This is a genomic window from Peribacillus sp. NPDC055009 (assembly GCF_053608705.1).
In genome coordinates, this window is sequence record NZ_JBSGVZ010000012.1 from 1 (window position 1) to 24,123 (window position 24,123).

Consider the following 24,123-nt stretch of genomic DNA (forward strand, 5'->3'; position numbering starts at 1 on the left):
CATTTAAAATTAATATTATAACATTTTAAATACTTAAAAAATTCAATGAAAATAAAAATCGAAAGGGGAAACTTATGGTAACAACCCAGGAAGAGAAATTAGAGGTACTACAAACAAGGTTGCAGGATTTCATCCAAAATGAATTGCTTCCATATGAACAGGAGCATGGATTGAACGCTGAAGAGGATATCCCGATGGAAGCGATACAATGGGCAAGGAAACGATCCAGGGAATTGGGGTTTTATGGTATTAACCTCCCTGAAACATATGGCGGACAAGATGTTAGTTTAAAAGGCTTATGCATGTTCAAGGAAGAATTGGCCCGTTCCGGAGCGGTTTTATGGGGGCAGGTTATCGGTGAGATTGGCGGGCCGCTAAGAATTGGCCAGATGTTGGAAAGTTTTACACCTGAGCAAATAGAAAAATATGTGATGCCCGTTGTGACGGGAGATGCGAGCTGCTGCTTTGCCCTTACAGAACCAAATGCTGGATCAGATGCCTTCGCTATCGAAACAACAGCCGTTAAAGACGGAAATGATTATATATTAAACGGAAAGAAACATTTTATCAGTGCGGCCCCCTATGCTGATTTCGCCATTGTCATAGCGAAAGAATCCGGGAAAGGAGAAAAAGAAAGAATCACTGCTTTCTTAGTTGATAAAAAAACATCCCAACATCCGGGGTTTGAACTAGGAGACATTCAAGTTCCCCTATCAGGAGAACGCATACATGCTGAATTGAATTTCAATCAATGTCGAGTGCCTGCCGCCAATATAATCGGAGAACCAGGAAAAGGTTTGCTGCTCGGATTGAAAAGAATAAACACAAATCGCGCTTCCCATGCCGCCGGCTTTATCGGAATGGCCCAACACCTTCTCGATTTATCTATTGAACATGCCAAAACGCGAGTCCAACATGGCCGGCCCATCGGTGACTTCCAGGCAATTCAGCATATGCTCGCAGATATGGCGACGGAAATCTACGCAGCAAGGTGCATGGTCTATGATGTGGTTGGAAAAGTTGATCAAGGAAAAGAGGATCGAGCCGGCACATCCATGGCTAAGCTGTTTGCTTCAGAAGTAAATTGCCGTGTGGCTGACAAGGCTGTCCAAATCTTTGGCTCCAAAGGCTTGGTAAAAGGGCATCCAGTAGAAAAAATGTACAGGAGTGCACGGATGTACCGTATTCTGAGCGGAACCTCAGAAATTCAAAAAAATACAATTGCCAAAGCATTATTAAAAGGGTAAAACCTTTTTCGGGGGAGGATATATACATGCTGCATAAGTTGACATTTCAGTCACTGTTGAATAAAGGAATGAAACGATTCGGCGAACTGCCGGCTATTACCTTGTTGCCAGCCGGGGAAACGATAACCTACGACGAGTTATGGAAGAAAACAGAACTTATCACAACGTATCTACTTCGTTTAGGTGCAGGAAGGGGTGTCCGCATAGCGACCATCATTCCAAACAGTTTAGAAAGTGTGATGTTTGGTTTGGCCATCCAGCAATGTGGAGCAACCTTGGTGCCATTAAGTGAAAAACTGGGGAAAAGAGAAATACAATTCATTTTAAAGGAAGCAAAACCAGAAGTGGTCATAATAGCTACACAGACACACTTTGACACCTTCTTTGAGTATTTGGAAGAAATGAAGAAGGAAGATGTCCATGTTATTGGGCTCCCAGGCTTTCATATTAATTATCCGGAGGAGTTTGAACTGTTTAAATGGCCCGGCGAAATAAATAATCTAGACTTGCCATTAGCTGAAGAGGAAGACATTGCCCTTCTGTCATATACAGGCGGGACAACGGGTACACCCAAAGGCGTCATGCATTCCCAGAAAGGACTCGGCGCCGCCATACTTTCTGCATCTATCGAAGACCCGCTGGATGACCGTGACCGGGTATTGCTAAGTACGCCCATTGTGCATTCAGCCGGTTCATTACTTTGGAGATCCCTTGTTTCGGGCGTCCATGTCTATGTGATGGGTTCATTCGACGCTGCAGCATTCATACAGGCGATAAAGGAACATGAAATAACGACGACATTCATGGTACCGACCATGTTATACAGGCTCCTTGACCAGACAAAGAAGATGGAATATGATATGAGCTCCATGCGTAATATCTTTTACGGCGCGTCACCAATTTCTCAAAAGCGCCTTAAAGAAGCTTTTGAAGTATTCGGGCCTATCATGCGCCAGCAATACGGCATGACTGAATGCAATATTGTCATTGCCAGACTATCGAAGAGCGCTCATGTATGGGCTTATCATAACAATTCGGAAATTCTGAAAAGCTGTGGGAAACCATGCATTCTTACCGAAGTTCGACTGATTGATGAAGATGGAAATGATGTAAAACCAACTGAGCTTGGAGAAATTATCGTAAAATCACCAGCCATGATGGTAGGCTATTATCAAAGACCGGATCTTACCCAAGAATACATCCGTGATGGCTGGTTCTACACGGGGGATATTGGTAAATGGGATGAAAGCGGTTACCTTTATATTGTGGATAGGAAGAAAGATATGATCATTACGGGCGGGATGAACGTATATTCTTCAGAAGTTGAGCGAGTGGTGAACCAGCACCCTTCTGTTGCATTAAGCGCTTGCATAGGCGTTCCCCATCCAGATTGGGGAGAAGTAGTGTGTGTCGTGGTATCATTGCGAGAAGGATCGAACTGTACTAGTGAGGAATTAATTGATTTCTGCAAACAAAGAACCTCTAAGTATATGGTTCCTAAAATAGCCTATTTTCTTGATAAGTTCCCTTTAACGCCGATTGGAAAAATAGATAAAAAAGAATTAAGAAAGATGTTTTCACAAGGGATTCTAACCATTTAGGAGAGGCAGGAGAAGTGTATCATAACAGACTTATTTTCAACATTGAGACCTACAGAAAACTAGAAAATATAAGATAGACACAAATTATTTTAAGTTGCATCATAATTCATACGTGAATAGGAAATTTAGGTATATATTCCCGAAAGAATATTTTCGCACCAGAACCCTTAATAATAAAAAGACGACTCCAATTTTATGAAAATAAATTGGAGTCGTCTTTTTTACTACTAAATTAAATACCACTAAAAAACGAAAGTTTTCAGTGGCCTCAATTTTTTCAAGTGTGTATTTTGATTTTAACTTTTAGATCCCGTTTGATGATTTAATTTTTTAACTCCTTCTTGAAGGGCTGGCAAGTAGATTTCTAATAATTTCTTTTTATCTGTTCGGATGACCTGGGTAGAAACATTTACTGCGGCTATCGTTGCCCCCTGCCAATTGATAATGGGCATTGAAATGGAGCGGAGTCCTTCCTCTAGTTCTTCATCACCTAACGCATAACCCCGTGACCTGGTCATGGCCAGGTCTTCCTCGAATTTTTCATAAGTGGTGATTGTATTTTGGGTAAAGGCTTCGATATTGGTGATTCCCCAAATTTTTTTCCTTTCGTTTTCGGGTAACCAGGCAACAAGTGCTTTTCCTAATGAGGTTGCATAATAAGGCAACCTTGAACCGACCTTCAAGTTTGCCCCGACGATCCTTTTAGCTGCATTTACTCTGGAAACATAGACAACTTCTGCCCCATCCAGAATGGCCAGATTTGTTGATTCCTTTACAGTGGCAGAGATAGATTCCAAGATTGGTTGAGCAAGATCCGGTAAATTCAATGTTTGTAAATAATGGACCGCTAAATCCAAAACCTTAGGGCTGAGTTGAAATCTATTGTCTTCTATTAACCTTAAATAACCAAGGTCGACAAGGGTTAATGCAAAGCGTCTAACTGTCGCTTTATTAATGCCTGTCCGCTCTGCAAGTTCCCGAAGAGAAAGACTAGCAGAACTTGAATCAAAAGCTTTTAACACTTCAAATCCTTTTGCGACTGATTGGACGAAATAAGATGATTGTTCCGTTTCATTATCCATTACGAACTTCCTCCTGAAAATAAAGAATATTTATAGTAATTGTTAGAAAATATAAACAATTAGGTTGACTTCTTAACAAAAGATAATTATGATTATCCCAAGATGCACTATATGTACAAGCTGTACGAATAGTGTACATCCATAATTGAATTTATACAACTCTTATTTTAAATTTTTTTCATTGAATATGTAAGGGATTACATTACGTGGAAGAGGAGGCTTTAAGCTACATTGAATAAGATCATTACTGCATCAGAAGCTGTTTCGTATATAAAAGATGGAGACACCGTCGCTGTAGGAGGTTTTGGGTTGGTAGGATGCCCTCTTAACTTGGTGGAAGCATTGGCTGAATATCCAGTTTCCGATTTAACGATCATTAGCAATAACCTAGGGGAACCCGGAGGAAAAGGTCTAGGTAAGATTCTACTCCAAAATAAAATAAAAAAAGGGATAGGTTCATATTTTACGAGTAATATGGATGCCGTCCGTTACGTCAAGCAAGGCATCTTGGAAGTGGAGCTGGTTCCGCAGGGGACATTAGGCGAAAGGTTACGAGCAGCAGGTGCCGGTATAGGTGGATTTTATACTCGAACGTCAGCAGGGACACTTATAGGAGAAAATAAAGAGTCACGCGTGATTAATGGAAAAGAATATGTTTTAGAGTTACCGTTATTTGCTGATGTGGCTTTAGTGAAGGCTAAAAAAGCAGATAGGTTGGGTAATTTAATCTATTCAAAAACAGCTCGGAACTTTAACCCTGATATGGCTAGTGCAGCAAAAATAACTATAGTTGAAGTGGAGGAGATTGTTGAAATGGGCAAGATATCTCCCGAGGAAATCATAACGCCTCATTTGTTCGTGGATTTTATAGTGGAAAGGAGAAATTGACCGAAGATGTCGTCACTTACTATTAAAGAAATGATAGCCAAAAGGGTTGCTATGGAAATAAAAGAGGGAACAATCGTCAATTTAGGGATCGGCATTCCGACCATGGTTGCTAACTATATACCCGAAAATAAATCAGTATACCTTCATACCGAAAATGGGCTCCTTGGAGTAGGTCCTTCGCCAGAAAAAGGGAAGGAAGACCCTGAAATCATAAATGCCGGGAAATTACCGGTCACCGCACAAAAAGGTGCTGCTTATTTTTCATCCTCCGAATCATTCGCGATGATTCGCGGCGGACATGTTGATACAGTCGTTTTAGGAGCCCTTCAAGTCAGTGAAACAGGAGATTTAGCAAACTGGGCTGTACCGGGAAAGGATATTTTAGGAGTTGGTGGAGCAATGGATTTAGTCGTGGGTGCAAAGGAAGTCATCATTGCAACTCAGCATTGCACGAGAGAGGGTAATCCGAAAATTGTCAATCACTGCGATATTCCACTAACAGCCCAAGGTGTTGTATCGACATTAATATCTGAATATGCAGTTTTTCGATTTAAAGATAATGAAATGATTTTAGAAGAGTTAGACAAGGGGTGTACGATAGAGAAATTAAAAGAAATCACACCTGCAAATTTTATAATTTCACCAAGTTTGAAAGCGTATTCAGTCGAATGAATTAACAATCCGGAGGTATTATAATGGATCATGAATTTGTAATTGTTAGCGCAAACCGTACAGCCATTGGTAGAGTTGGCGGACGATTAAAAGATATACCGGCTGGAAATCTAGCTGCAACAACCATTAAAGATGCGATTGAGCGTGCTGGGCTAGCACCTGAGCAGATCAATGAAGTAATTTTTGGTGAGGTACGGCAGTCCACTGAATCATCTAATCTAGCACGTGTTGCTGCATTAAGAGCTGGTATTCCCCATGAGGCCTCTGCTTTCACAGTAAACCGACTTTGTGCTTCAGGCATTCAGGCTGTTGTATCGGGGGTTCAGCACTTAGCATTTAATCCGGATGATATTGTTGTTGCCGGCGGAGCGGAAAATATGAGTAGAGCCCCCATTTATTTAAGAAATTCACGATATGGAGAAGGAAATCCTTACCTTGTTGATTCTAATCTTGAAAATGGCCAGCAGCCAATCGAAGTTTTTGGAAAAGACTTAGGTATGGGGGTTACAGCTGAAAACGTTGCGGAAAAATATAATATTTCCCGTGAGGATCAGGATGCATTTGCCTTGGAAAGCCAGAATCGGGCAAAATTAGCAATTGAGTCTGAATCCTTCAAATCGCAAATTGTTCCGATTGAAATAAAAACTAGAAAAAACGCATCGATTTTCCAAATAGACGAGCACCCAAGAGACACAACCTTAGAAAAATTAACCCAATTGAAACCAGTCTTTAAAAAGGATGGAACTGTCACAGCGGGTAATGCCTGTGGCCGTAATGATGGAGCGAGTTCCTTAGTTTTAATGACTCGAGAAAAGGCTTCCAACATAGGTGTCAAACCCATTGCCAAAATCGTTAACTGGTCTACAGCCGGTGTCGATCCACGATATATGGGAATCGGTCCAGTTCCCGCAATCGAAAAACTTTTGAAAAAAACTGGTCTGAAGGTTGAGGATATAGGGCTGTTTGAATTGAATGAGGCTTTCGCTTCGCAATCACTTGCCGTGATACGTGAAGCAAAGCTGGATCCGGATAAAATCAATGTAAATGGTGGGGCTATCGCATTAGGTCATCCATTAGGCGCAACTGGAGCGATAATCATAACGAAATTAATTCATGAAATGCAAAAACGACAAGAAAGATACGGGATAGCGACTCTATGTATTGGCGGAGGTCAGGGCATGGCTATTTTATTAGAATTAGCCTAAGACGATTCTAAATGAATGAACTACATTAAATAAATATATTTTGGACATTTACGATCTGAGGAGGCATTACATGGAGACAGAACTTAATAAGCCACAGCTCAAAATTCCACCAGCTACGATGGGGGAAAAATTAAGACAGGTTGGACCAGGTATAGTTGTCGCTGCCACAGGTGTAGGAACTGCTGATTTGATAACATCTATCGTTATTGGAACGTCTTTTGGAATGACCTTTGTATGGGCCATTATTGTCGGTGCAATTTTGAAATACTTTTTAAATGAAGGTGTAGGACGCTGGTATTTGGCAACTGGACAAACCATGATTGATGGCTGGCATTCATTAGGGAAATGGGCAACAGGTTATTTTGGTATCTACTCAGTCATTTGGGGATTTATCTATGGAGCAGCTGCAGCATCGACTTCAGCATTGGCCATGCACGCCATGTTTCCAATCATGCCGCTTTGGGCTTGGGCTATCGTCCATTCGATTCTAGGCTTCGGTCTCGTTTGGACAGGCCGTTATCTGCTGTTTGAACGTGTAATGACAGTTTTAATAGGTGTTATGTTTGTAACGATTATCGGTACAGCGATTCTTTTCCTACCTAGCTTAGGAGATTTCGCAATCGGATTCGTTCCTAGAGTTCCAGAAGGCTCATTCATTTTAATGCTAGGCTTGATTGGTGGAGTTGGTGGAACAATCACTATGGCTTCCTATGGTTATTGGTTAAGTGAAAAAAGCTGGAGTGGAAAAGGTTGGATTTCCATGATGAGAACAGATACCAAGGTTGCCTATACATTAACAGCTATTTTTACATTGGCTGCATTGATAATCGGTGCTCAATTTCTTGCGGGTACAGGTGTCAGCATCCGTGATGATCAAGGGCTTATCCAACTTGCCGAAATGCTTGGGGCGGAGTTTGGCACACCTATGCGTTGGTTATTCTTAATTGCATTTTGGTCTGCAGCTTTCTCTTCCTTACTTGGGGTTTGGAATGGGGTTCCGTATCTTTTTGCTGATTTTGTCAAAACGATACGCAAGAAAAAGGCTCCAGGAAAACAGGCTGTATCAGAAACGGAACCTGCTTATCGTGCCTATCTAACCTGGCTGACATTCCCTCCGATGATTTTGTTTTATTTCGGAAAACCCGTCGAGTTAATCATCATATATGGAGCTTTAGGAGCATTATTTATGCCATTCCTGGCGATCTCCCTGATTTTATTATTAAACTCGAAAAAGGTAGATAAAGAGTTTAGGAACAAAGCGGTTCCTAATTTGGTTTTAACGGCTTGTCTCATCATGTTCATCTATTTAGGGGTTAACGAACTTATTGAAATTTTTACGAAATAATAGGTAAAGGCTGTGGGGAATCTTCTTCCTGATAGCCTTTATTTTTCCCTTTAGCTGGTCAGTCTCACTTTCATACGAAGGTTTTTTTACCCCCAAATCTCCTTTTCGCTGCCCCGTAAAAGCATATGTGCTTTACACCTTCACGGAAAAGCTGATAGTCATCGAAAATAATTATATTAAAGAAGGATTTCTAGCAAACATATTCAATCCAAAAGTAGCTGTGTTTTTAAGTTTTTTACCCTAATTTATATCCAGCAGACAAGCACATAGCTTTTACTTTAGAGTTTGGAATGGTATTTCTTTTATATGCCATTAATTAAAGAATTATATGCCTTCATGTAAAATGAAAAATTGAGAAAATCGATGGAGATGATCTGTGTTCATTCCTTTAATGAAATATGGATCTATGATTTAGTGCATTTAACGGTAGTTTAAAATGGAGTTGCATTTTTTAGGCAGAAGGAATAGACTTGAATAAAATTTAATGTTACGGGAGTCTGTGGAATCAGGCTGAGAGTATGACTAACTGTTGTAGACCGTTTGAACCTGTTGGGTAATGCCAGCGTAGGGATTGTGACTAGAGGACCACTATGCACTTTGCTTACGCAAAGTGCTTTTTTATTTTCTATGAAAGGATGTATTCGAGATGAATCATTATACTGTCGTTGAGCAAGAGGGGGGAGTTTATCTGTGAGCTTTCCTGATCTGAGCTTATGAAGGAGATACATAATAGCTCCAAGTAAGGCAGATGTATTTAATGTCCTTAGGGAGTTTAAAAACTGATGAGTATAGGGAGGCTGTTTAAGTCTCTCTTTTTGTTTGGATTTTGGGAACTGAAATGCTCCTTTTTTTATTAGTCTCTGCCTACTGATTTTACGATAGGCACAGCAAAATCTTTTTTGTTTTTCAATTTAAACAGTACCCGCTTAGTATTTTTATAATGATGGTGATAAAAATAGAAAATAACTTCCGTTGGGAATGAATGTTAAATGAAGTGAGGAAGTATGATTATTATCTAAAGGAAATGATACTGAAATATTATGTTCTTCGATTGATTACACCAATTCATGAATGAAAAAAATGGAGTGTTAGGATATAATATATTATTGTATTGGAGATTCATTGTGGAATTTCCTTTTTTTTACGGGCTTCTTTTGTTTATCTTCTCGATGCACGGGGAAATAAATTATAGTTGTATATGTTTTTATAATAATAATCAGAGTTAAGTAGAGGGGTTTGTTTTAATGGAATTCTTAGAAAAATTTATTAGTGAGGCTAATGGTGTGTTATGGTCTTCCATATTGATCATCATGTTGGTTGGATTGGGTCTTTATTTTAGCATCCGCACGAAGTTTGTCCAATTCAGAATGGTAGGGGAAATGTTCAGGCTTTTGGGAGAAGGGGCCACTGCGGATAAAAAAGGTGTAACATCCTTTCAGGCATTTTGCATAAGCACGGCATCGCGGGTAGGAACGGGTAACCTTGCAGGTGTTGCCATCGCGATCACGACGGGCGGACCTGGAGCCGTTTTCTGGATGTGGTTAATAGCACTGATCGGATCTGCTTCCGCATTCATTGAAAGTACACTTGCTCAAATCTATAAGGTCAAGGATGGGGATGCATTCCGCGGAGGTCCTGCGTATTATATGGAAAAAGCATTGAATGCCCGTTGGATGGGGATCACTTTCGCTGTGTTGATTTCGCTTACATTTGGACTAGCTTTCAACTCGGTACAAGCCAATACGATTACGAGCGCATTCAATGAATCGTTTGGGATTGAAAAGTGGGTTACGGCAATCATCTTGGCTATGGTCACGGCTGTCATCATTTTTGGCGGGATCAAAATGGTTGCAAAGGTCTCTGAAGTAATCGTCCCGATCATGGCAGGAGCCTATGTGATAGTGGCATTGATTATCATCATCATGAACATTACCGAGTTACCTGGTGTCTTTGCTTTGATCTTTCAAAGTGCATTTGATGGAATAAAAGAAGTGGCTGGCGGAGTTCTGGGAGCAGCCATGATGCAGGGAATCAAGCGCGGCCTATTTTCAAATGAAGCCGGGATGGGTAGTGCACCAAATGCTGGTGCCACGGCTGACGTCAGTCATCCCGTCAAGCAAGGTCTCATTCAGTCTCTAGGTGTTTTTGTCGATACGCTCATCATTTGCAGCTCGACAGCCTTCATCATTTTGTTTTCAGGTCTTTATACATCTAAGGAAACGGATGGTATCGTCCTAACCCAAAATGCCCTCGGAACGGCATTGGGATCTTGGGCGGGTATTTTCCTTGCCATTATCGTACTGCTATTCGCCTTTAGTTCGATTGTTGGCAACTATTATTATGGAGAGTCGAACATCGGCTTCATCAATGAAAATAAGGTTTGGCTGAATGTCTATCGTATCGCAGTCGTAGGGATGGTGATATTCGGTTCGCTTGCATCACTGGATTTTGTTTGGGGACTGGCTGACTTGCTGATGGCCCTTATGGCCATTATCAACCTGATCGCCATAGCTTTACTTGGAAAGATTGCTTTTGCTGCACTGGCGGATTATCAAAAGCAAAAGAAAAGTGGGAAAAATCCAGTCTTCCATGTGAACAATATTGAAGGTTTGAAGAATGTGGAATGCTGGGGTGATCCATCAGATAATGTGGATGTGAAGAAGGAGGCATAAGCTCTCAGTAAGCTTACATGTTAAGTCCCTGAAAGGGGATTTTACTTGTAAGCTTTTTCTTTGCCTTTTTCCTCCTTTTTTAACATTATTGAATATTGCTTCGTTTTTTACACAAAATACCTTTGACTTTAATACTGTTGTCAAAATGTTTGGACATTTTAAAAAATAGGAGTGAATAAAATGGATAGCAAGCAATCAAAAAATGAATCTTCAGAAGTTGCCGGAAGAATATATGATGTCAGCGATTATAAACGGGAAGATCCTTTATCCTCTGGACTGGCCAGAACCCACGAACAAGTCTCGGATACTTATGCGGAAGGCGAAATAAAGGCAGTCATTGATGATGTAAACGGAAGAGATATTGAAATTGCAAAAGAAAGATCTAAAGAAGAAAGGTAATAAAATTTGTTTTTTTAGGAACAAGAATTATCGCCTGCTATTTTTTAGATATCGGTTTGATCCCCTAGCTTCTGATGAAGCAAGAGCTAGGGGAAATTAATTAATAAATTCTTTCTGTCTCCAACTTTTGAAGCAATTCTTCCTTCGTTCTTGGGAAAAGGTCCCTTTCTGCAGGGTTCCTTGATTGAAGAAGGGCTTGAAACATTTCAAATACCCACGGTTTCTCCAGATGTGCCTGCAGCAAAACGTCTTCTTCATGGAAAACGGAAATAGGGTTCCCTTGATATATGACCTTACCATCGTTCATGACAACAACTTCATCAGCCCATTGATAAGCTAAATTAACATCATGAGTTGATAGGATAATCGTTTTGTCAGGGTGGTGGATACTGTCCAGCAGAGCCATGATCTGTCTTGAGAAATAAGGATCCAATCCAGCGGTAGGTTCGTCCAAGAGCCAGACATCGGGCTCCATGGCGAGTATCCCCGCAATGGCGACACGTTTTTTTTGCCCAAGGCTCAAAAAATGGGTAGGTTTGTCTTTCAGTTCCGTTACTTCCGTTTGGGCCATTGCCCAATTTACTTTCTCTTGAACCTTAATTCTATCCCATCCTAAATTCATCGGTCCAAACGATATATCCTGTTGTACATTAGCGGAAAAGAGCTGAGAGTCGGGATCTTGAAAAACGATCCCGACTTGCTTTCGTAATGATAATAATGATTTACGGTCATATTTCATTTTTTTGCCCTTAAATCTGATTGTTCCTGCTGTAGGTTGTAAAAGACCATTTAAATGGAGGAATAAAGTCGATTTGCCGGCACCATTATTGCCTAATAATGCAATCTTTTTACCCTGTTGAATCGTTAGCGACAGATCGTTTAAAGCGAACGTTCCATCTGCGAATTGATGGGTGAGGCCTTCTATATGAAAAATATGCTCGTCCATTGTTGGGTTGCCTCCAATTTACAAATATCCATTAATAAAGATTAAGCTTCCTAATATTACTATCGCGATCAGCCAATTGCGTGAGGAATAGGTGTAAGTATCCTCGAGATAGGAAAGGTTCTCCTGATAGCCTCTTGCGTTCATGGCCATCGTCAATTGCCCAGAGCGCTGCAATACTCCTAAAAATAAAGACGAGATTAGTAATCCGAGAGATTGTATGCCTTTCCTTAATGAAACATACCCTAGCCGTGAAGCTTGTGCTTGATGAATGGCCAAAGCTGTATCTAAAAAAATAAAGATGAAGCGATAAGTCAATTCTATTAAATCAATCAATAAGGAAGGCACTTTTAGTTTTCGCAACACGGATAGGATGACGGTAATGGGTGTAGTTAAGGTAAGGAAATATAAACAGCTGATACTGCCGAATACAACAGTGATCAAATTGGACACTGTACCGACGCTGTCATCGCTGATGAATATTTGCCAGTTCCCGACCTTCCAGGACCACCATATATTCGATATCGAAGTAAATTCGCTTGTGAAAGAAAAAAGGATGGTAATTGTTCCAGATAGTATAAAAAATCCTGGCAATAGAAGTAATTTCAGATAATAGGAAAGCGGGATTTTTGCCGCAAAAATGATTAAAGCGCTCATCACCGTAAAAGTGATGAGCGAAACGGTCATATCCCTTACCGTTAACGAAAACAGCAAAAGGGAAAGTGCAAAAACCATCTTTTCCAACGGATGAACATCCTTTAGCCCATTGAAATAGGCATATTTATCAATGAGTAACATGCTTCGATTTTTCTGTCAATTCTTGTTTGGTTTGCTTATTCCTTTGTCTCATCACGCCAATGAAGTATCCAATGAAACCGGCTCCGATTGCAGCTTGAAGCGCAAATAATAAGCTTTCGGTTTCTGCACCTGGCGGCTCCCATATACTGTTGAACCATGGCTTGTATTCCGGATGGATCTTAGTGATGGCTTCCTCAGCTTCGCCGTCGGCACCGCCAAATTCCGTTCCTTGTTGGGTGATTAACGGTATGGTTGCAAGAATGACAACCAGGAAAAGCAGCAGTAGACTTTTTTTCATATTAACGGGCCTCCTTAGAAAAAACTCGCAGCAATTTCAATTCACCTAGATTGTATTTTTTCAAGAAATTCATTACGACGACTGTCAATAACCCCTCACTGATTGCCAAGGGAATTTGGGTCAGGGCAAAAATACCTGCAAATTTACTGAAAGAGGCCATGAATCCTCCTACCTCGGAAGGAAAAGCAAGAGCAAGTTGAACGGAAGTGACCACATAGGTTCCTAAATCTCCAAAAGCAGCTGCCAAGAAAACGGCAAGTGAAAAAGACCACCCCAATTTAGTTGCGCCCTTGAAGACAAAGTAAGCAATGAACGGTCCGCAAACGGCCATGGAAAATGCATTGGCCCCTAATGTCGTCAATCCTCCGTGAGCCAGTAAAACAGCTTGAAATAACAGAACGATGGAGCCAACGACACTCATGGCCAATGGTCCGAATAATATGGAACCCAAACCAACTCCGGTAGGGTGTGAAGAACTTCCCGTAACGGAAGGAATCTTTAGGGCCGATAAAATAAATACAAATGCGCCCGATAGGCCAAGTATCATTTTTGTTTCTGGATTTTCCCTAACTTTGGACCTAATGGACCGGTAACCTAAGATTAAAAATGGAAACGTCACGGCCCACCAGAATATAGCCCATTCAATGGGTAAAAAGCCCTCCATGATATGCATGGCCATTGCCCGGTTCGGGATAAAAAGCAATAAGATGACAAAATAAATAATTTTCCAATTGGTTCTTTTCATTCTTTCTCCTTTCAATACTTTTAAATTTTTCTGATCAATCTTGAGAAGAAAAGCGGCGCCCAACATAAAAAGCACTTCTCTCAAAGGAAAGAAGTGCGTAATGAACAGGAATTTTGCAGCATGAAGCAATCATGGGCCATTCTGCCTGATCCGCACGCCCATCCTCGTAGGCTGAAACAGTTTCACGTTTCATGGCAGGTCTCCTGGCTTTGGTTCATCATCCCATTACATCCTTCCCATCTCATTTGACAGTGGATTAAAGTTAAAGTAATAGGACTTCCCTTTACAGTGGCGGGACCGCTCCGGATTTTCACCGGCTTCCCTTTTAAGTTGAATTCCGAGAAATTCAACACCATAAAACTTATGTAATTATTTTGAAAATTCTCGTATAGTGTACCATAAAGAAATAATTTCAGCTACACTATCTTTTTTTTCGGGACGGATTTTGTTGCAAGGAAAGGATTTTAACTGGTTTTACACTATTAAACTTTTCTAAACAGTCGGAATAAACTATTGAATTTTGATAAAGTTGTTATATGATAGATTAAGTTAGTTAGAAATGTATAATAAAACCAAATATTTCATTTTAAAAGTGCCCTTGTGTGAATAAGCAAGGGATAATAGGGAAATCGGTGAAAATCCGATGCAGCCCCCGCTACTGTAAACGCTGATGAAATTGTCGATAGCCACTGGCATGATGCCGGGAAGGGACAAAGTAAAATGAAGCGTAAGCCAGGAAACCTGCTTTTAAAATTGCATGATACTTTTCGGAGGGAAAGGTAGAAGGACTATGACGATTTTGGAAGGATTTGGCATGTTTGCCTTTGGCTTCTCATTCATATAGTTTTTTTAAAACCTTGACTCTAATGTTAAGGTTTTTTATTTTGCCTTTTCCCTGAACTCAGGAGGAAGAAGATGACTACTTGGAACTTGATGGGTACAAATACGCATCTGTTGATTTGTAATGGGAGCAGCTGCATGAAAAAGGGCGGGGAAGAAGTAACCCAAGCGATTCGCGATGAAATTACTTCAAAGGGACTTGATTTGAAAATCCATACAACCAGGACACGCTGTAACGGAAGATGTAAGGATGCCTGCGTTGTGATTGCCTATCCCCAAGGAAACTGGTATCGAGTGGAAACGCCTGAATTCGGTCGGCAGATCGTCAGTAATATCGATGATGGTGAATTTGTTCCACAGATGATCTATCAATTCAATGATGGGGAAATGACCCCTAATCCAGATTTTCCTGCTCATACGGGTATTTCAAAGAACAAAGCGTAAAAGGAGATGTCTTAATGAGTACAAACGGTAAATTATTCGTCGTGGGTTTTGGGCCCGGGAATTTTGAACACATTACCAAACGTGCCGTCGAAGCCCTTCAAGAAAGTGACTACATCATTGGTTATAAAACTTATGTTGAACTCATTCAGGGACTGCTTACAGATCAAACGATCATTAGTACGGGGATGACTGAAGAAGTATCACGTGCACAGGAAGCAGTGAAACAAGCGGAGCTGGGAAAGAAAGTGGCGGTGATTTCCAGTGGGGATGCCGGAGTTTACGGGATGGCAGGGTTGGTTTATGAAGTATTGATTGAGAAAGGCTGGAAAGAAGAAACTGGAGTGGGCATTGAAGTCATTCCTGGCATTTCTGCAATCAACTCATGTGCGTCTTTACTCGGGGCACCAGTCATGCACGATTCGTGTACGATCAGCCTCAGTGATCATTTAACTCCTTGGGAACTGATCGCTAAAAGGGTTGAAGCAGCTGCAATGGCAGACTTTGTCATTGCACTTTATAATCCGCGCAGCGGCAGGCGGACCCGGCAAATTGTTGAAACACAGAAAATTCTCCTTCGCTACCGCTCGCCGGATACACCTGTCGGGTTGGTGAAAAGTGCTTATCGCGATAGGCAGGATATTGTCATAACCAATTTGCAGGATATGTTGAATCACGATATTGGAATGTTGACCACCGTCATTATCGGTAATTCATCCACCTTTTTATATGATGACAAAATCATCACACCAAGAGGCTATCAGAGAAAATATACTTTGAATTCGGAAAAGCAAACATTGAAGCCGCATCAGCGACTGCAAAAAGAAGCGGAACCGTGGGCATTAGATCAAGAGACCTTAACCGAGTCCGCTGGAGGAGTTGGATTACTTACAAAAGCACCAGAAAAGAAGCCAGCTTCCTTTGAAATGGCAATGGAGGCCCTGTCAAGAGTCAAGGGTCAAACCGTTAAGCAATCCATTCAGCCGATTGTTCAGCAAAAAATGGAGTCGGTATTCGAACTTGCCGTTAGTCCAGGTGTGGCGAATAAACAATTCACTCCCAAACAAATGATGACACTTGCGGAAGTTGTTGGGGAAAAGGGAACGATGGAATACACGCCAAATCATAAAATCGTCTTAAAGATTCCGACAACGGATCCGGAAGTCATAACGGGGAAATTGCAATCAGCAAACTTTCTTTTGTCGCCGATTGGAGATGTACTGACATTAAAAGCCTGTGATTTCTGTGATGGTGAAAAAGCGGAATCCATTCCTTATGCGGACGAAATACACCGGGTGCTTGGCGGAATGAAAATGCCCAAGGAACTGAACATCGGTTTTAATGGGTGTGGGATGGCTTGTTATAGTGCTGTGATGGATGATATCGGGATTGTCTTCCGAAAAGGGAAGTTCGACTTATTTCTTGGAGCTAAACCGGTTGGAAGAACAGCCCATCCGGGTCAGCCGGTGGCGGAAGGCATTGAACCGGAACAGCTTGTTGAACTGATTACGGACATTGTCGGGGAGTATAAGCAAAATGCCCATCCAAATGAGCGGCTTTTTAAATACTTCAAACGTTCGAAAAAGATACAGAATTTTTCTTATCAGGACATCGCTCCCAAAATAAACATAGAGCCTGCGCCTTGTGAAGACTAATCTAGAGGAGGAAAGTAAATGAAAGCAGTTTTGTTCGTAGGACACGGAAGCCGGTTGGCTTCGGGAAATGAAGAAGTCCGTCATTTTATTAAGAATATGATTCCGGCAATGGACGAGCGTTTCATGGTGGAAACGTGCTTCTTGGAATTTGCGGCACCGAATATATCCGAAGGAATTGATAATTGTGTAAAACGAGGGGCTACTGAAGTTATCGTCATACCGATCATTTTGTTGCATGCAGGACATTCGAAATTACATATCCCAGCTGAAATAGAGGATGGGAAAACCAAGTATCCAGAAGTGAAATTCACATATGGCCAAACGATCGGGGTCCACCATGATGTATTGACGATCCTGACAGACCGTCTTGAGGAAGCGGGATTCGATACGACCTCTGAACATTCTGAGACAGCGATATTGCTAATTGGCCGAGGTGGCAGTGATGCTGATGCCAATAGTGATATATATAAAATTTCACGATTATTATGGGAAAAATTAAGCGTTAAATGGGTCGAAACAGCCTTCATGGGTGTAACGGACCCTCACGTTGATGAAGGTATTGAACGATGCATACGATTAGGGGCAAAAAAAATAGTGATGCTGCCATATTTCCTCTTCACTGGGGTGTTGATGGAAAGAATGGAGGATATGCTGAAAGGCTATCAAGAGCAATATCATGATCGAGAATTCATTTTGGCAAAGTATTTTGGATATCATCCAACCTTACAGAACATTCTGCAAGAACGAGTAATCGAAGCCAGTGAAGGAAGGTCAAGCGGGGCGCGTGATTTGGAAAACTATCGTAAACATGTCGAGGAACATGGACATGCTCACCATCATCACCATCACGACCACGATCACGACCATGATCACCATCACGACCACGATCACGACCATGATCATCACCACGATCATGATGGGCAAGCGGTGGGGACATCAAAATGATTTTGTTCTTGGCGGGTACAAGTGATGCAAGGGAATTAGCGATTGAGATGCAGCAGGTGGGGTTCAAGGTTTTGGCAACTGTTGTAACCGAATCGGCGGCTAAGAGTTTGCAAGATTCAGGGATTTCCACCCGGATTGGCCGGTTATCTGCAGAAGATATGACATCTTTAATCTCTGCAAAAGGTTTTCAGGCTGTAGTCGATGCAAGTCACCCATTTGCCGAAGAAGCATCCAAAAACGCCCTTATCGGAGCAAAGGCAGCAAATGTTCCTTATATTCGTTATGAGCGTGAAAGTCAACGGTTTCAGAATGATAAATTGATAGTTGTCCGTGATTATGAGGAAGCTGCCAAGCTTGCCGCTGCAAAACGGGGAGTCATCATGCTCACGACCGGAAGTAAAACACTATCCGTGTTCGCAAAAGAATTGGTAGGGCTCGAGAATACCAGAGTCATAGCAAGAATGCTGCCACGCATGGACAATATGGAAAAATGTGCACAGTTGGGCATCGAACAAAAAAATATCGTTGCGATTCAAGGGCCGTTTTCCAAAGAATTGAATAAAGCTCTATATGAACAATATGGGGTCACATTGATGATAACGAAAGAAAGCGGCAAGGTCGGTGCGGTTGATGAGAAATTGGAAGCCGCGTTGGAATGTGGAATTGAGACAATCATGATATCTCGACCAGATGTTGACTATCAGAATGTTCATTCCAGTTTTGAACATGTCATTGCCGAGTTGAATAATCAGTTAAATGAAAAATAGGAGGAATGCAAGATGGATTTTAAAACGGATTTTAAACCACTAACGGTAGACCCTGACAAAATATATGATTATAGTTTTTCAATCATTGCTGAAGAAATGGGCAATCATGATTTTTCTGAAGATGAATGGAAGATCGTCCGCCGGGTCATTCATGCTTCAGCGGATTTTGAATTGGGAAGAAGTGTAATCATCCATCCAAATGCCATTCAAGCTGGTGTGGAAGCCATTCGCAAAGGCAGACATGTTATTGCGGATGTGCAAATGATTGAGAGCGGTACAGGCAAAAAACGATTTCAAAAACACGGCGGGGACGTTCATTGCTATATTTCGGATCCGGATGTGATGGTCGAGGCAAAACGTTTGAATACGACAAGGGCGATCATTTCGATGCAAAAAGCGGTAAAGGAAAATGAAGGGGGCATTTATGCGATTGGCAATGCACCTACCGCTTTACTAGAGCTCATTCGTCTTATTAAAGAGGGGATTGCAAAACCGGACTTAATCATTGGAATGCCTGTTGGATTTGTTTCTGCAGCAGAATCGAAAGAGGAACTGGCTAAGATCACAGAAGTGCCATTCATTACGAATATTGGCCGAAAAGGTGGAAGTACTGTCACTGTTGCAGCATTGAACGCGATTTCCCTTTTAGCTGATAGTTAAAAAACATGGAAAAGAAAGTGAAAAAAGACCCCTCACAAATGCGTCATGGATATACGACGGGAGCATGTTCGACAGCCGTGACCAAAGCGGCATTGACCGCTTTGATCACGGGGGATGCACTAGAGGAGGCAACCATTTCCTTGCCAATCGGCCGAGATGCCACTTTCACTATTGAGAAATATGAAATATCGGAAAATGCGGTTAGTGCAGAAACGATTAAAGATGCCGGAGATGATCCCGATGCCACACATTTGGCCCATATTATCTCTACTGTCAGCTGGTCGGATGCACCTGGGATTATATTGGATGGAGGGACCGGAGTTGGTCGTGTTACCAAACCCGGACTTCCCGTTCCAGTTGGAGAAGCGGCGATTAATCCTGTACCGCGCAAGATGATTTTAACCACTGTGCAACAAACACTGGAAGAATTTAAGATCAATAGAGGTGTGAAGGTCGTCATCTCCGTGCCAGCAGGTGAAGAAATAGCGAAAAAAACATTAAATGGCCGCTTGGGGATTGTAGGAGGAATTTCCATTTTGGGAACAAGGGGCACTGTCGTCCCTTTTTCCAGTTCCGCCTATATGGCAAGTATCGTCCAGGCTATCAGTGTCGCCAAAGCTAGCGGGTGTGAGCATCTTGTCTTAACGACTGGCGGGCGCAGTGAAAAGTATGCCATGGGCCTTCTCCAGGATTTACCTGAGGAAGCCTTTATTGAAATGGGTGACTTTGTGGGCTTCTCACTTAAGCAATGTAAGAGGCAGGGAATTAAAAAGGTCTCACTGGTCGGCATGATGGGTAAATTCTCCAAAGTGGCCCAAGGTGTGATGATGGTGCATTCAAAAAGTGCCCCGGTCGACTTTGGTTTTCTATCGGAAATTGCCCAAAGCGTCGGAGCTGATGATGATCTTGTTCTTGAAATCAAGAATGCAAACACAGCGTCACAAGTCGGGGATATGATGTCAGCCATTAATAATTTTGACTTTTTTAATAAATTATGTGAATCCTGCTGTCACTCTGCCATTAACCAAGTGAAGGGTGGCATTGAAATGGAAACGGCGATTTATTCGTTGAAAGGACAATTATTGGGAAGGGCTGTTGGAATTGAGTCAATCGATGAAATTAATCGGGATAGGGGATAACGGTCAGGAAAGCTTACTGCCTCAATATGCCCAATGGATAGAAGAAAGTGAAGTGCTGGTCGGAGGTGAGCGGGTCTTATCCTTCTTTCCGAACTATTCTGGCAAAAAGATTATCATAAAGGGCGGTTTGAAAACAATTGTAGAACAACTGCAGGAGGAAACTCGCCCAACTGTGGTTTTAGCTTCCGGTGACCCAATGTTTTATGGAATGGGAGGTTATCTTTCCAGCAAAATCAACATGGAGGTTTACCCATATTTCAGTTCAATTCAGCTTGCTTTTGCAAAAATGGGGGAAAGCTGGCAAGATGCCTTCCTCGTTAGCATTCATGGACGCAGCATGAAAGGGCTGGCCCAAAGGATTGATGGGAAAGCGAAAGTTGCCTTGCTTACTGACAGCGAAAATAGCCCTAATCAACTGGCTAAATATCTCCTTGCATTCGGAATGACGGAATACCGGGCATTTGTGGCTGAAAATCTTCAAGGGGAAACGGAAACATCAGGTTGGTATGAACTTGATGAAATGATGGAGCGGGAATTCTCCCCGTTGAACGTCGTCATTTTGAAAAGGAAATCAGAAGGTCCAAGCTGGTCATTGGGGATAGAAGATGAAGAATTTTCACAACGGAAGCCTGATAAAGGCCTCATTACCAAAAAGGAAATCCGGGTATTAAGCCTGCATGCATTGAAGCTAAAGAAAAACAGTATAGTTTGGGATGTTGGGACGTGTACGGGCTCAATGGCAATTGAAGCGGCCAAGCTTGCATCCGAAGGCCAAATTTTCGCAATTGAAAAAAATGAGCCTGATTTAGATAACTGTTATCAAAACCAACGTAAATTCCGTACCGATATAACGGCGATTCATGGTAAAGCACCGCAGGGATTGGAAAATTTTCCTGATCCTGATGCGATCTTCATTGGCGGGACTGGCGGCGAAATGGGAGAGCTGATCAATACTTGCTGCAATCGGTTAAAAGAAGGCGGCAGGATCGTTCTGAATGCTGCGACGATTGAGAATCTTTACCGGGCTAATGAAGCATTTGCGGAAGCTGGTTTTCACACTTCCATCATGCATGCGCAAATCTCCAGAAGTAAGCCAATATTGGGAATGAACAGATTTGTACCGCTTAATCCGGTTTATATCATTACTGCACAACGAAAGGAAGACATGAATGAGTAATCTTGGTACATTATATGGCCTTGGCGTAGGCCCGGGCGATCCAGAGCTAATTACAGTAAAGGCATTTCGCGTGATTCAGGAATCTCCGGTCATTGCGTATCCCAAAAAAAGAAAAGGGAGTAAAAGCTACGCACATCGCATTGTTGAAGTTTACATTCGTCCTGAAGAAAAGGATATGCTGGGCCTTGTTTTTCCGATGACGAAAGATAAAGCCATTTTGGATCGGGAATGGAACGGAACGGTTGAAAAGGTTTGGCAAAAATTAAATGAAGGAAAAGATGTGGCTTTCGTAACGGAAGGCGATCCGCTTTTATATAGTACGTTCATACATATGATGAAATTGATGCAGGAGTTGCATCCTGAAGTCGAAATCAAGACAGTCCCGGGCATTTCTTCCTTTAATGGATCAGCGTCAAGGCTGGGCATCGCTTTGGCTGATGGTGATGATCATGTTGCGATAGTTCCTGCAAGGGATGACTATGAAGCGATGAAGAAGGCGATCGAAGACCATGATGCCGTTGTGTTCATCAAAGTGGCAAAGGTCATCGATTTAATGATTACCGTTTTAAAAGATTTGGACTTGCTTGAAAAGGCCTCGGTCGTAACCAAAGTCACTTCCGATGAAGAAGTGATTTGGAAAGTGAGTGAATTGGAAGGACTTGAACTAGAATACTTAACATTGATGGTGGTGAGAAAATGAAGATATATATTGTAGGTGCTGGCCCAGGTGACCCGGATTTGATTACTGTAAAAGGATTGAACATTCTCCAAACGGCTGATGTTATTTTATATACGGATTCATTAGTGAATGAAGAATTGATTGCTAAGGCAAAACCCGATGCCGAGGTGCTGAAAACGGCTGGAATGCATTTGGAGGAAATTGTTGGCATCATGGTTGAGCGTGTTAAAGAAGGAAAGATGGTTGCTAGAATTCATACTGGGGATCCTGCCATGTATGGTGCAATCATGGAACAAATTGTCCTATTGAAGAAAGAGGGTATCGGTTATGAGGTGATTCCTGGCGTGAGTTCGGTGTTCGCCTCAGCAGCGGCAATAGGAGCAGAGCTGACCATCCCTGATTTAACCCAGACACTTATATTAACGAGGGCTGAAGGACGTACGCCTGTTCCGGAATTTGAGAAGTTACGTGATTTGGCAAGTCATCACTGTACGATTGCCCTTTTCTTGAGTGCAACCTTGACCAAAAAAATCGTTAAAGAACTCCAGGAAGCCGGTTGGAAGGATGATACACCGGTTGCAGTCATTCAAAGGGCAACATGGCCGGACCAAAAAATCGTCCGCACTACGTTAGTGAACTTAGATGATGATATGCGTCAAAATGGCATCCGCAAACATGCGATGATTTTGGCTGGATGGGCTTTGGACCCTGCCATCCATGATAAAGATGAATACCGTTCCAAACTATATGATGCGAGTTTTACCCACGGTTTCAGAAAAGGTGTTAAACCATGATCATTGAATTGAAAGAAGCGGAACTTGCTCCCATTAAACGGTCCCACACTTATGCGATCGTAGCGATTACAAAGCATGGTGTCGAGCTGGCGCGAAAATTACATACCGTTTTTTCGAATTCCGATCTATATTACATGAGCAAGTTTGAAAAAGGGGACGAAGAGCATAAACAGATCCAGCTTTTTTCGGGCAGTGTCCGTATGCTATTGCCAGCCTTATTCAAGGAATATAAGGGAATCATTTTAATTATTTCACTCGGGGCAGTCGTGAGGATGATTGCACCAATTTTGAAGGATAAGAAAACGGATCCAGGTGTCGTAGTCATTGATGATAAAGGGGAAAATGTTATCAGTGTACTGTCAGGGCATCTGGGAGGGGCAAATGAACTGACTAAGGAAGTTGCTGCAGCCCTTGATGCAAGAGCTATAATCACCACGGCTTCGGATGTACAAAAAACGATTCCTGTCGACTTATTCGGCCAGCGCTTCGGCTGGATTTGGGATTCCGCAGAAAAATTGACGCCAGTAAGTGCGTCCGTAGTAAATGAAGAGCATGTTGCCGTTGTACAGGAATCAGGTGAACGGAACTGGTGGTCTTATGATACGGCATTACCTGAACGAATTATCATATACCCATCCATTGAAGAAGCGCTTCAAGCAAAGCCGCAAGCAGCGCTGGTCGTGACTCACCGCATGCTTAAGCAGTCGGAAATGAGAATCCTGGAAAATGGAATCGTATATCGTCCAAAGGTCATTGCTCTTGGTATCGGGTGCAATAGGGGAACGGCGGCGGCTGAAATTGAGCAGGTGATTGCAGAAACACTAGCCGATTTATCATTTTCATTAAAAAGCGTTAAGGCGATCTGTACAATTTCCTTAAAGAAAGACGAACTTGGCTTGATTGAAGTAGTTGAAAAATATGGCTGGGAATTCGTGCATTATGAACCGGAAGAGCTTAATCATGCCAAAATCGAAGCGCCATCGGATACAGTATATAAATACACGGGTGCATATGGTGTGAGTGAACCGGCTGTGAGGATCTATACTAAAGCTGAACAATTGGAGCTGGTTAAGAAAAAATCGGGGAACGTAACCATATCAGTTGGGATCATTCCTTTTTAAGAGGGAGAAA

The 24,123-nt window shown here is 42.0% G+C and carries 24 protein-coding genes and 2 riboswitches; of the genes, 18 read left to right on the forward strand and 6 right to left on the reverse strand.

Going from position 1 to position 24,123, the window contains the following annotated elements; translation table 11 throughout:
• Nucleotides 1-74: 74 nt before the first annotated feature.
• Complete coding sequence (locus ACWF5P_RS17610; protein ID WP_452445113.1) at nucleotides 75-1,247, forward strand: acyl-CoA dehydrogenase family protein; 1,173 nt, start codon at nucleotides 75-77, stop codon at nucleotides 1,245-1,247.
• Nucleotides 1,248-1,273: 26 nt separating this feature from the next.
• Entirely contained in the window at nucleotides 1,274-2,848 is a 1,575-nt protein-coding gene (locus ACWF5P_RS17615) for an AMP-binding protein (protein WP_434169437.1), read from the forward strand.
• Between the two features lie 296 nt (nucleotides 2,849-3,144).
• On the opposite strand, the gene ACWF5P_RS17620 is transcribed toward ACWF5P_RS17615, so the two are convergent.
• On the reverse strand, nucleotides 3,145-3,930 hold the full coding sequence (locus ACWF5P_RS17620; RefSeq protein WP_318291651.1) for an IclR family transcriptional regulator domain-containing protein: 786 nt from the start codon (nucleotides 3,928-3,930) through the stop codon (nucleotides 3,145-3,147).
• A 231-nt stretch (nucleotides 3,931-4,161) separates the two neighbouring features.
• Between ACWF5P_RS17620 and ACWF5P_RS17625 the strand changes: the two genes are divergently transcribed.
• The 6 genes from ACWF5P_RS17625 (at nucleotide 4,162) to ACWF5P_RS17650 (ending at nucleotide 11,111) form a co-directional block, all read left to right on the forward strand.
• Complete coding sequence (locus ACWF5P_RS17625) at nucleotides 4,162-4,818, forward strand: CoA transferase subunit A (protein WP_402942406.1); 657 nt, start codon at nucleotides 4,162-4,164, stop codon at nucleotides 4,816-4,818.
• Between the two features lie 6 nt (nucleotides 4,819-4,824).
• Nucleotides 4,825-5,490 carry a 3-oxoacid CoA-transferase subunit B gene (locus tag ACWF5P_RS17630; protein WP_289349801.1) on the forward strand — a complete coding sequence of 222 codons (666 nt, stop codon included), beginning with the start codon at nucleotides 4,825-4,827 and terminating at the stop codon, nucleotides 5,488-5,490.
• Between the two features lie 23 nt (nucleotides 5,491-5,513).
• Nucleotides 5,514-6,695 (forward strand): thiolase family protein, encoded by a 1,182-nt coding sequence (locus ACWF5P_RS17635; protein WP_452445114.1) that lies wholly within the window; start codon nucleotides 5,514-5,516, stop codon nucleotides 6,693-6,695.
• A gap of 70 nt (nucleotides 6,696-6,765) precedes the next feature.
• Nucleotides 6,766-8,040, forward strand: a complete 1,275-nt coding sequence (locus ACWF5P_RS17640; RefSeq protein WP_434169440.1) for an Nramp family divalent metal transporter — start codon at nucleotides 6,766-6,768, stop codon at nucleotides 8,038-8,040.
• 1,244 nt (nucleotides 8,041-9,284) lie between these two features.
• Complete coding sequence (locus tag ACWF5P_RS17645; protein WP_434169441.1) at nucleotides 9,285-10,712, forward strand: amino acid carrier protein; 1,428 nt, start codon at nucleotides 9,285-9,287, stop codon at nucleotides 10,710-10,712.
• Nucleotides 10,713-10,892: 180 nt separating this feature from the next.
• Nucleotides 10,893-11,111: a YozQ family protein gene (locus ACWF5P_RS17650; RefSeq protein ID WP_137018441.1), complete on the forward strand. Its 219-nt coding sequence runs from the start codon at nucleotides 10,893-10,895 to the stop codon at nucleotides 11,109-11,111.
• A gap of 100 nt (nucleotides 11,112-11,211) precedes the next feature.
• On the opposite strand, the gene ACWF5P_RS17655 is transcribed toward ACWF5P_RS17650, so the two are convergent.
• The 5 genes from ACWF5P_RS17655 to ACWF5P_RS17675 all read right to left on the reverse strand — a co-directional run bounded on the left by ACWF5P_RS17655 (nucleotide 11,212) and on the right by ACWF5P_RS17675 (nucleotide 14,088).
• Entirely contained in the window at nucleotides 11,212-12,057 is an 846-nt protein-coding gene (locus ACWF5P_RS17655) for an energy-coupling factor ABC transporter ATP-binding protein (RefSeq protein WP_452445115.1), read from the reverse strand.
• Nucleotides 12,058-12,075: 18 nt separating this feature from the next.
• Nucleotides 12,076-12,852, reverse strand: a complete 777-nt coding sequence (gene cbiQ, locus ACWF5P_RS17660) for a cobalt ECF transporter T component CbiQ (RefSeq protein WP_452445116.1) — start codon at nucleotides 12,850-12,852, stop codon at nucleotides 12,076-12,078.
• Nucleotides 12,839-13,150: an energy-coupling factor ABC transporter substrate-binding protein gene (locus tag ACWF5P_RS17665; RefSeq protein WP_101221871.1), complete on the reverse strand. Its 312-nt coding sequence runs from the start codon at nucleotides 13,148-13,150 to the stop codon at nucleotides 12,839-12,841. Before ACWF5P_RS17665 ends, cbiQ begins: the two co-directional genes overlap by 14 nt.
• Nucleotide 13,151: 1 nt before the next feature.
• Complete coding sequence (locus ACWF5P_RS17670; protein ID WP_101222238.1) at nucleotides 13,152-13,895, reverse strand: energy-coupling factor ABC transporter permease; 744 nt, start codon at nucleotides 13,893-13,895, stop codon at nucleotides 13,152-13,154.
• A 34-nt stretch (nucleotides 13,896-13,929) separates the two neighbouring features.
• Nucleotides 13,930-14,088, reverse strand: coding sequence for a hypothetical protein (locus tag ACWF5P_RS17675; protein WP_157830965.1), 159 nt, complete (start codon nucleotides 14,086-14,088; stop codon nucleotides 13,930-13,932).
• Nucleotides 14,072-14,267, reverse strand: a riboswitch (cobalamin riboswitch). It overlaps the preceding gene by 17 nt.
• Before the next feature lie 201 nt (nucleotides 14,268-14,468).
• Nucleotides 14,469-14,658, forward strand: a riboswitch (cobalamin riboswitch).
• 152 nt (nucleotides 14,659-14,810) lie between these two features.
• On the opposite strand from ACWF5P_RS17675, the gene ACWF5P_RS17680 reads away from it, so the two are divergent.
• Genes ACWF5P_RS17680 through ACWF5P_RS17725 form a run of 10 tightly spaced genes read left to right on the forward strand, consistent with a single transcriptional unit; the run spans nucleotide 14,811 to nucleotide 24,113 of the window.
• Entirely contained in the window at nucleotides 14,811-15,179 is a 369-nt protein-coding gene (locus ACWF5P_RS17680; RefSeq protein ID WP_101221872.1) for a (2Fe-2S) ferredoxin domain-containing protein, read from the forward strand.
• A gap of 14 nt (nucleotides 15,180-15,193) precedes the next feature.
• On the forward strand, nucleotides 15,194-16,831 hold the full coding sequence (gene cobJ, locus ACWF5P_RS17685) for a precorrin-3B C(17)-methyltransferase (protein WP_434169444.1): 1,638 nt from the start codon (nucleotides 15,194-15,196) through the stop codon (nucleotides 16,829-16,831).
• 18 nt (nucleotides 16,832-16,849) lie between these two features.
• A complete protein-coding gene (locus ACWF5P_RS17690; protein ID WP_434169445.1) occupies nucleotides 16,850-17,776 on the forward strand; it encodes a CbiX/SirB N-terminal domain-containing protein in 927 nt (308 codons plus the stop codon).
• Nucleotides 17,773-18,543 carry a precorrin-6A reductase gene (gene cobK / locus ACWF5P_RS17695; RefSeq protein WP_402942441.1) on the forward strand — a complete coding sequence of 257 codons (771 nt, stop codon included), beginning with the start codon at nucleotides 17,773-17,775 and terminating at the stop codon, nucleotides 18,541-18,543. Before ACWF5P_RS17690 ends, cobK begins: the two co-directional genes overlap by 4 nt.
• Nucleotides 18,544-18,555: 12 nt before the next feature.
• Nucleotides 18,556-19,203: a precorrin-8X methylmutase gene (locus ACWF5P_RS17700; protein WP_034312499.1), complete on the forward strand. Its 648-nt coding sequence runs from the start codon at nucleotides 18,556-18,558 to the stop codon at nucleotides 19,201-19,203.
• Nucleotides 19,204-19,208: 5 nt separating this feature from the next.
• Complete coding sequence (locus ACWF5P_RS17705; RefSeq protein WP_101221876.1) at nucleotides 19,209-20,342, forward strand: cobalt-precorrin-5B (C(1))-methyltransferase; 1,134 nt, start codon at nucleotides 19,209-19,211, stop codon at nucleotides 20,340-20,342.
• Nucleotides 20,305-21,519, forward strand: coding sequence for a precorrin-6y C5,15-methyltransferase (decarboxylating) subunit CbiE (cbiE, locus tag ACWF5P_RS17710; protein ID WP_434169652.1), 1,215 nt, complete (start codon nucleotides 20,305-20,307; stop codon nucleotides 21,517-21,519). Before ACWF5P_RS17705 ends, cbiE begins: the two co-directional genes overlap by 38 nt.
• Nucleotides 21,512-22,219: a precorrin-2 C(20)-methyltransferase gene (gene cobI / locus ACWF5P_RS17715; RefSeq protein ID WP_230176406.1), complete on the forward strand. Its 708-nt coding sequence runs from the start codon at nucleotides 21,512-21,514 to the stop codon at nucleotides 22,217-22,219. Before cbiE ends, cobI begins: the two co-directional genes overlap by 8 nt.
• Nucleotides 22,216-22,992, forward strand: coding sequence for a precorrin-4 C(11)-methyltransferase (cobM, locus tag ACWF5P_RS17720; RefSeq protein WP_137018453.1), 777 nt, complete (start codon nucleotides 22,216-22,218; stop codon nucleotides 22,990-22,992). Before cobI ends, cobM begins: the two co-directional genes overlap by 4 nt.
• Nucleotides 22,989-24,113, forward strand: a complete 1,125-nt coding sequence (locus tag ACWF5P_RS17725) for a cobalt-precorrin 5A hydrolase (protein WP_452445117.1) — start codon at nucleotides 22,989-22,991, stop codon at nucleotides 24,111-24,113. Before cobM ends, ACWF5P_RS17725 begins: the two co-directional genes overlap by 4 nt.
• Nucleotides 24,114-24,123 lie beyond the last annotated feature (10 nt).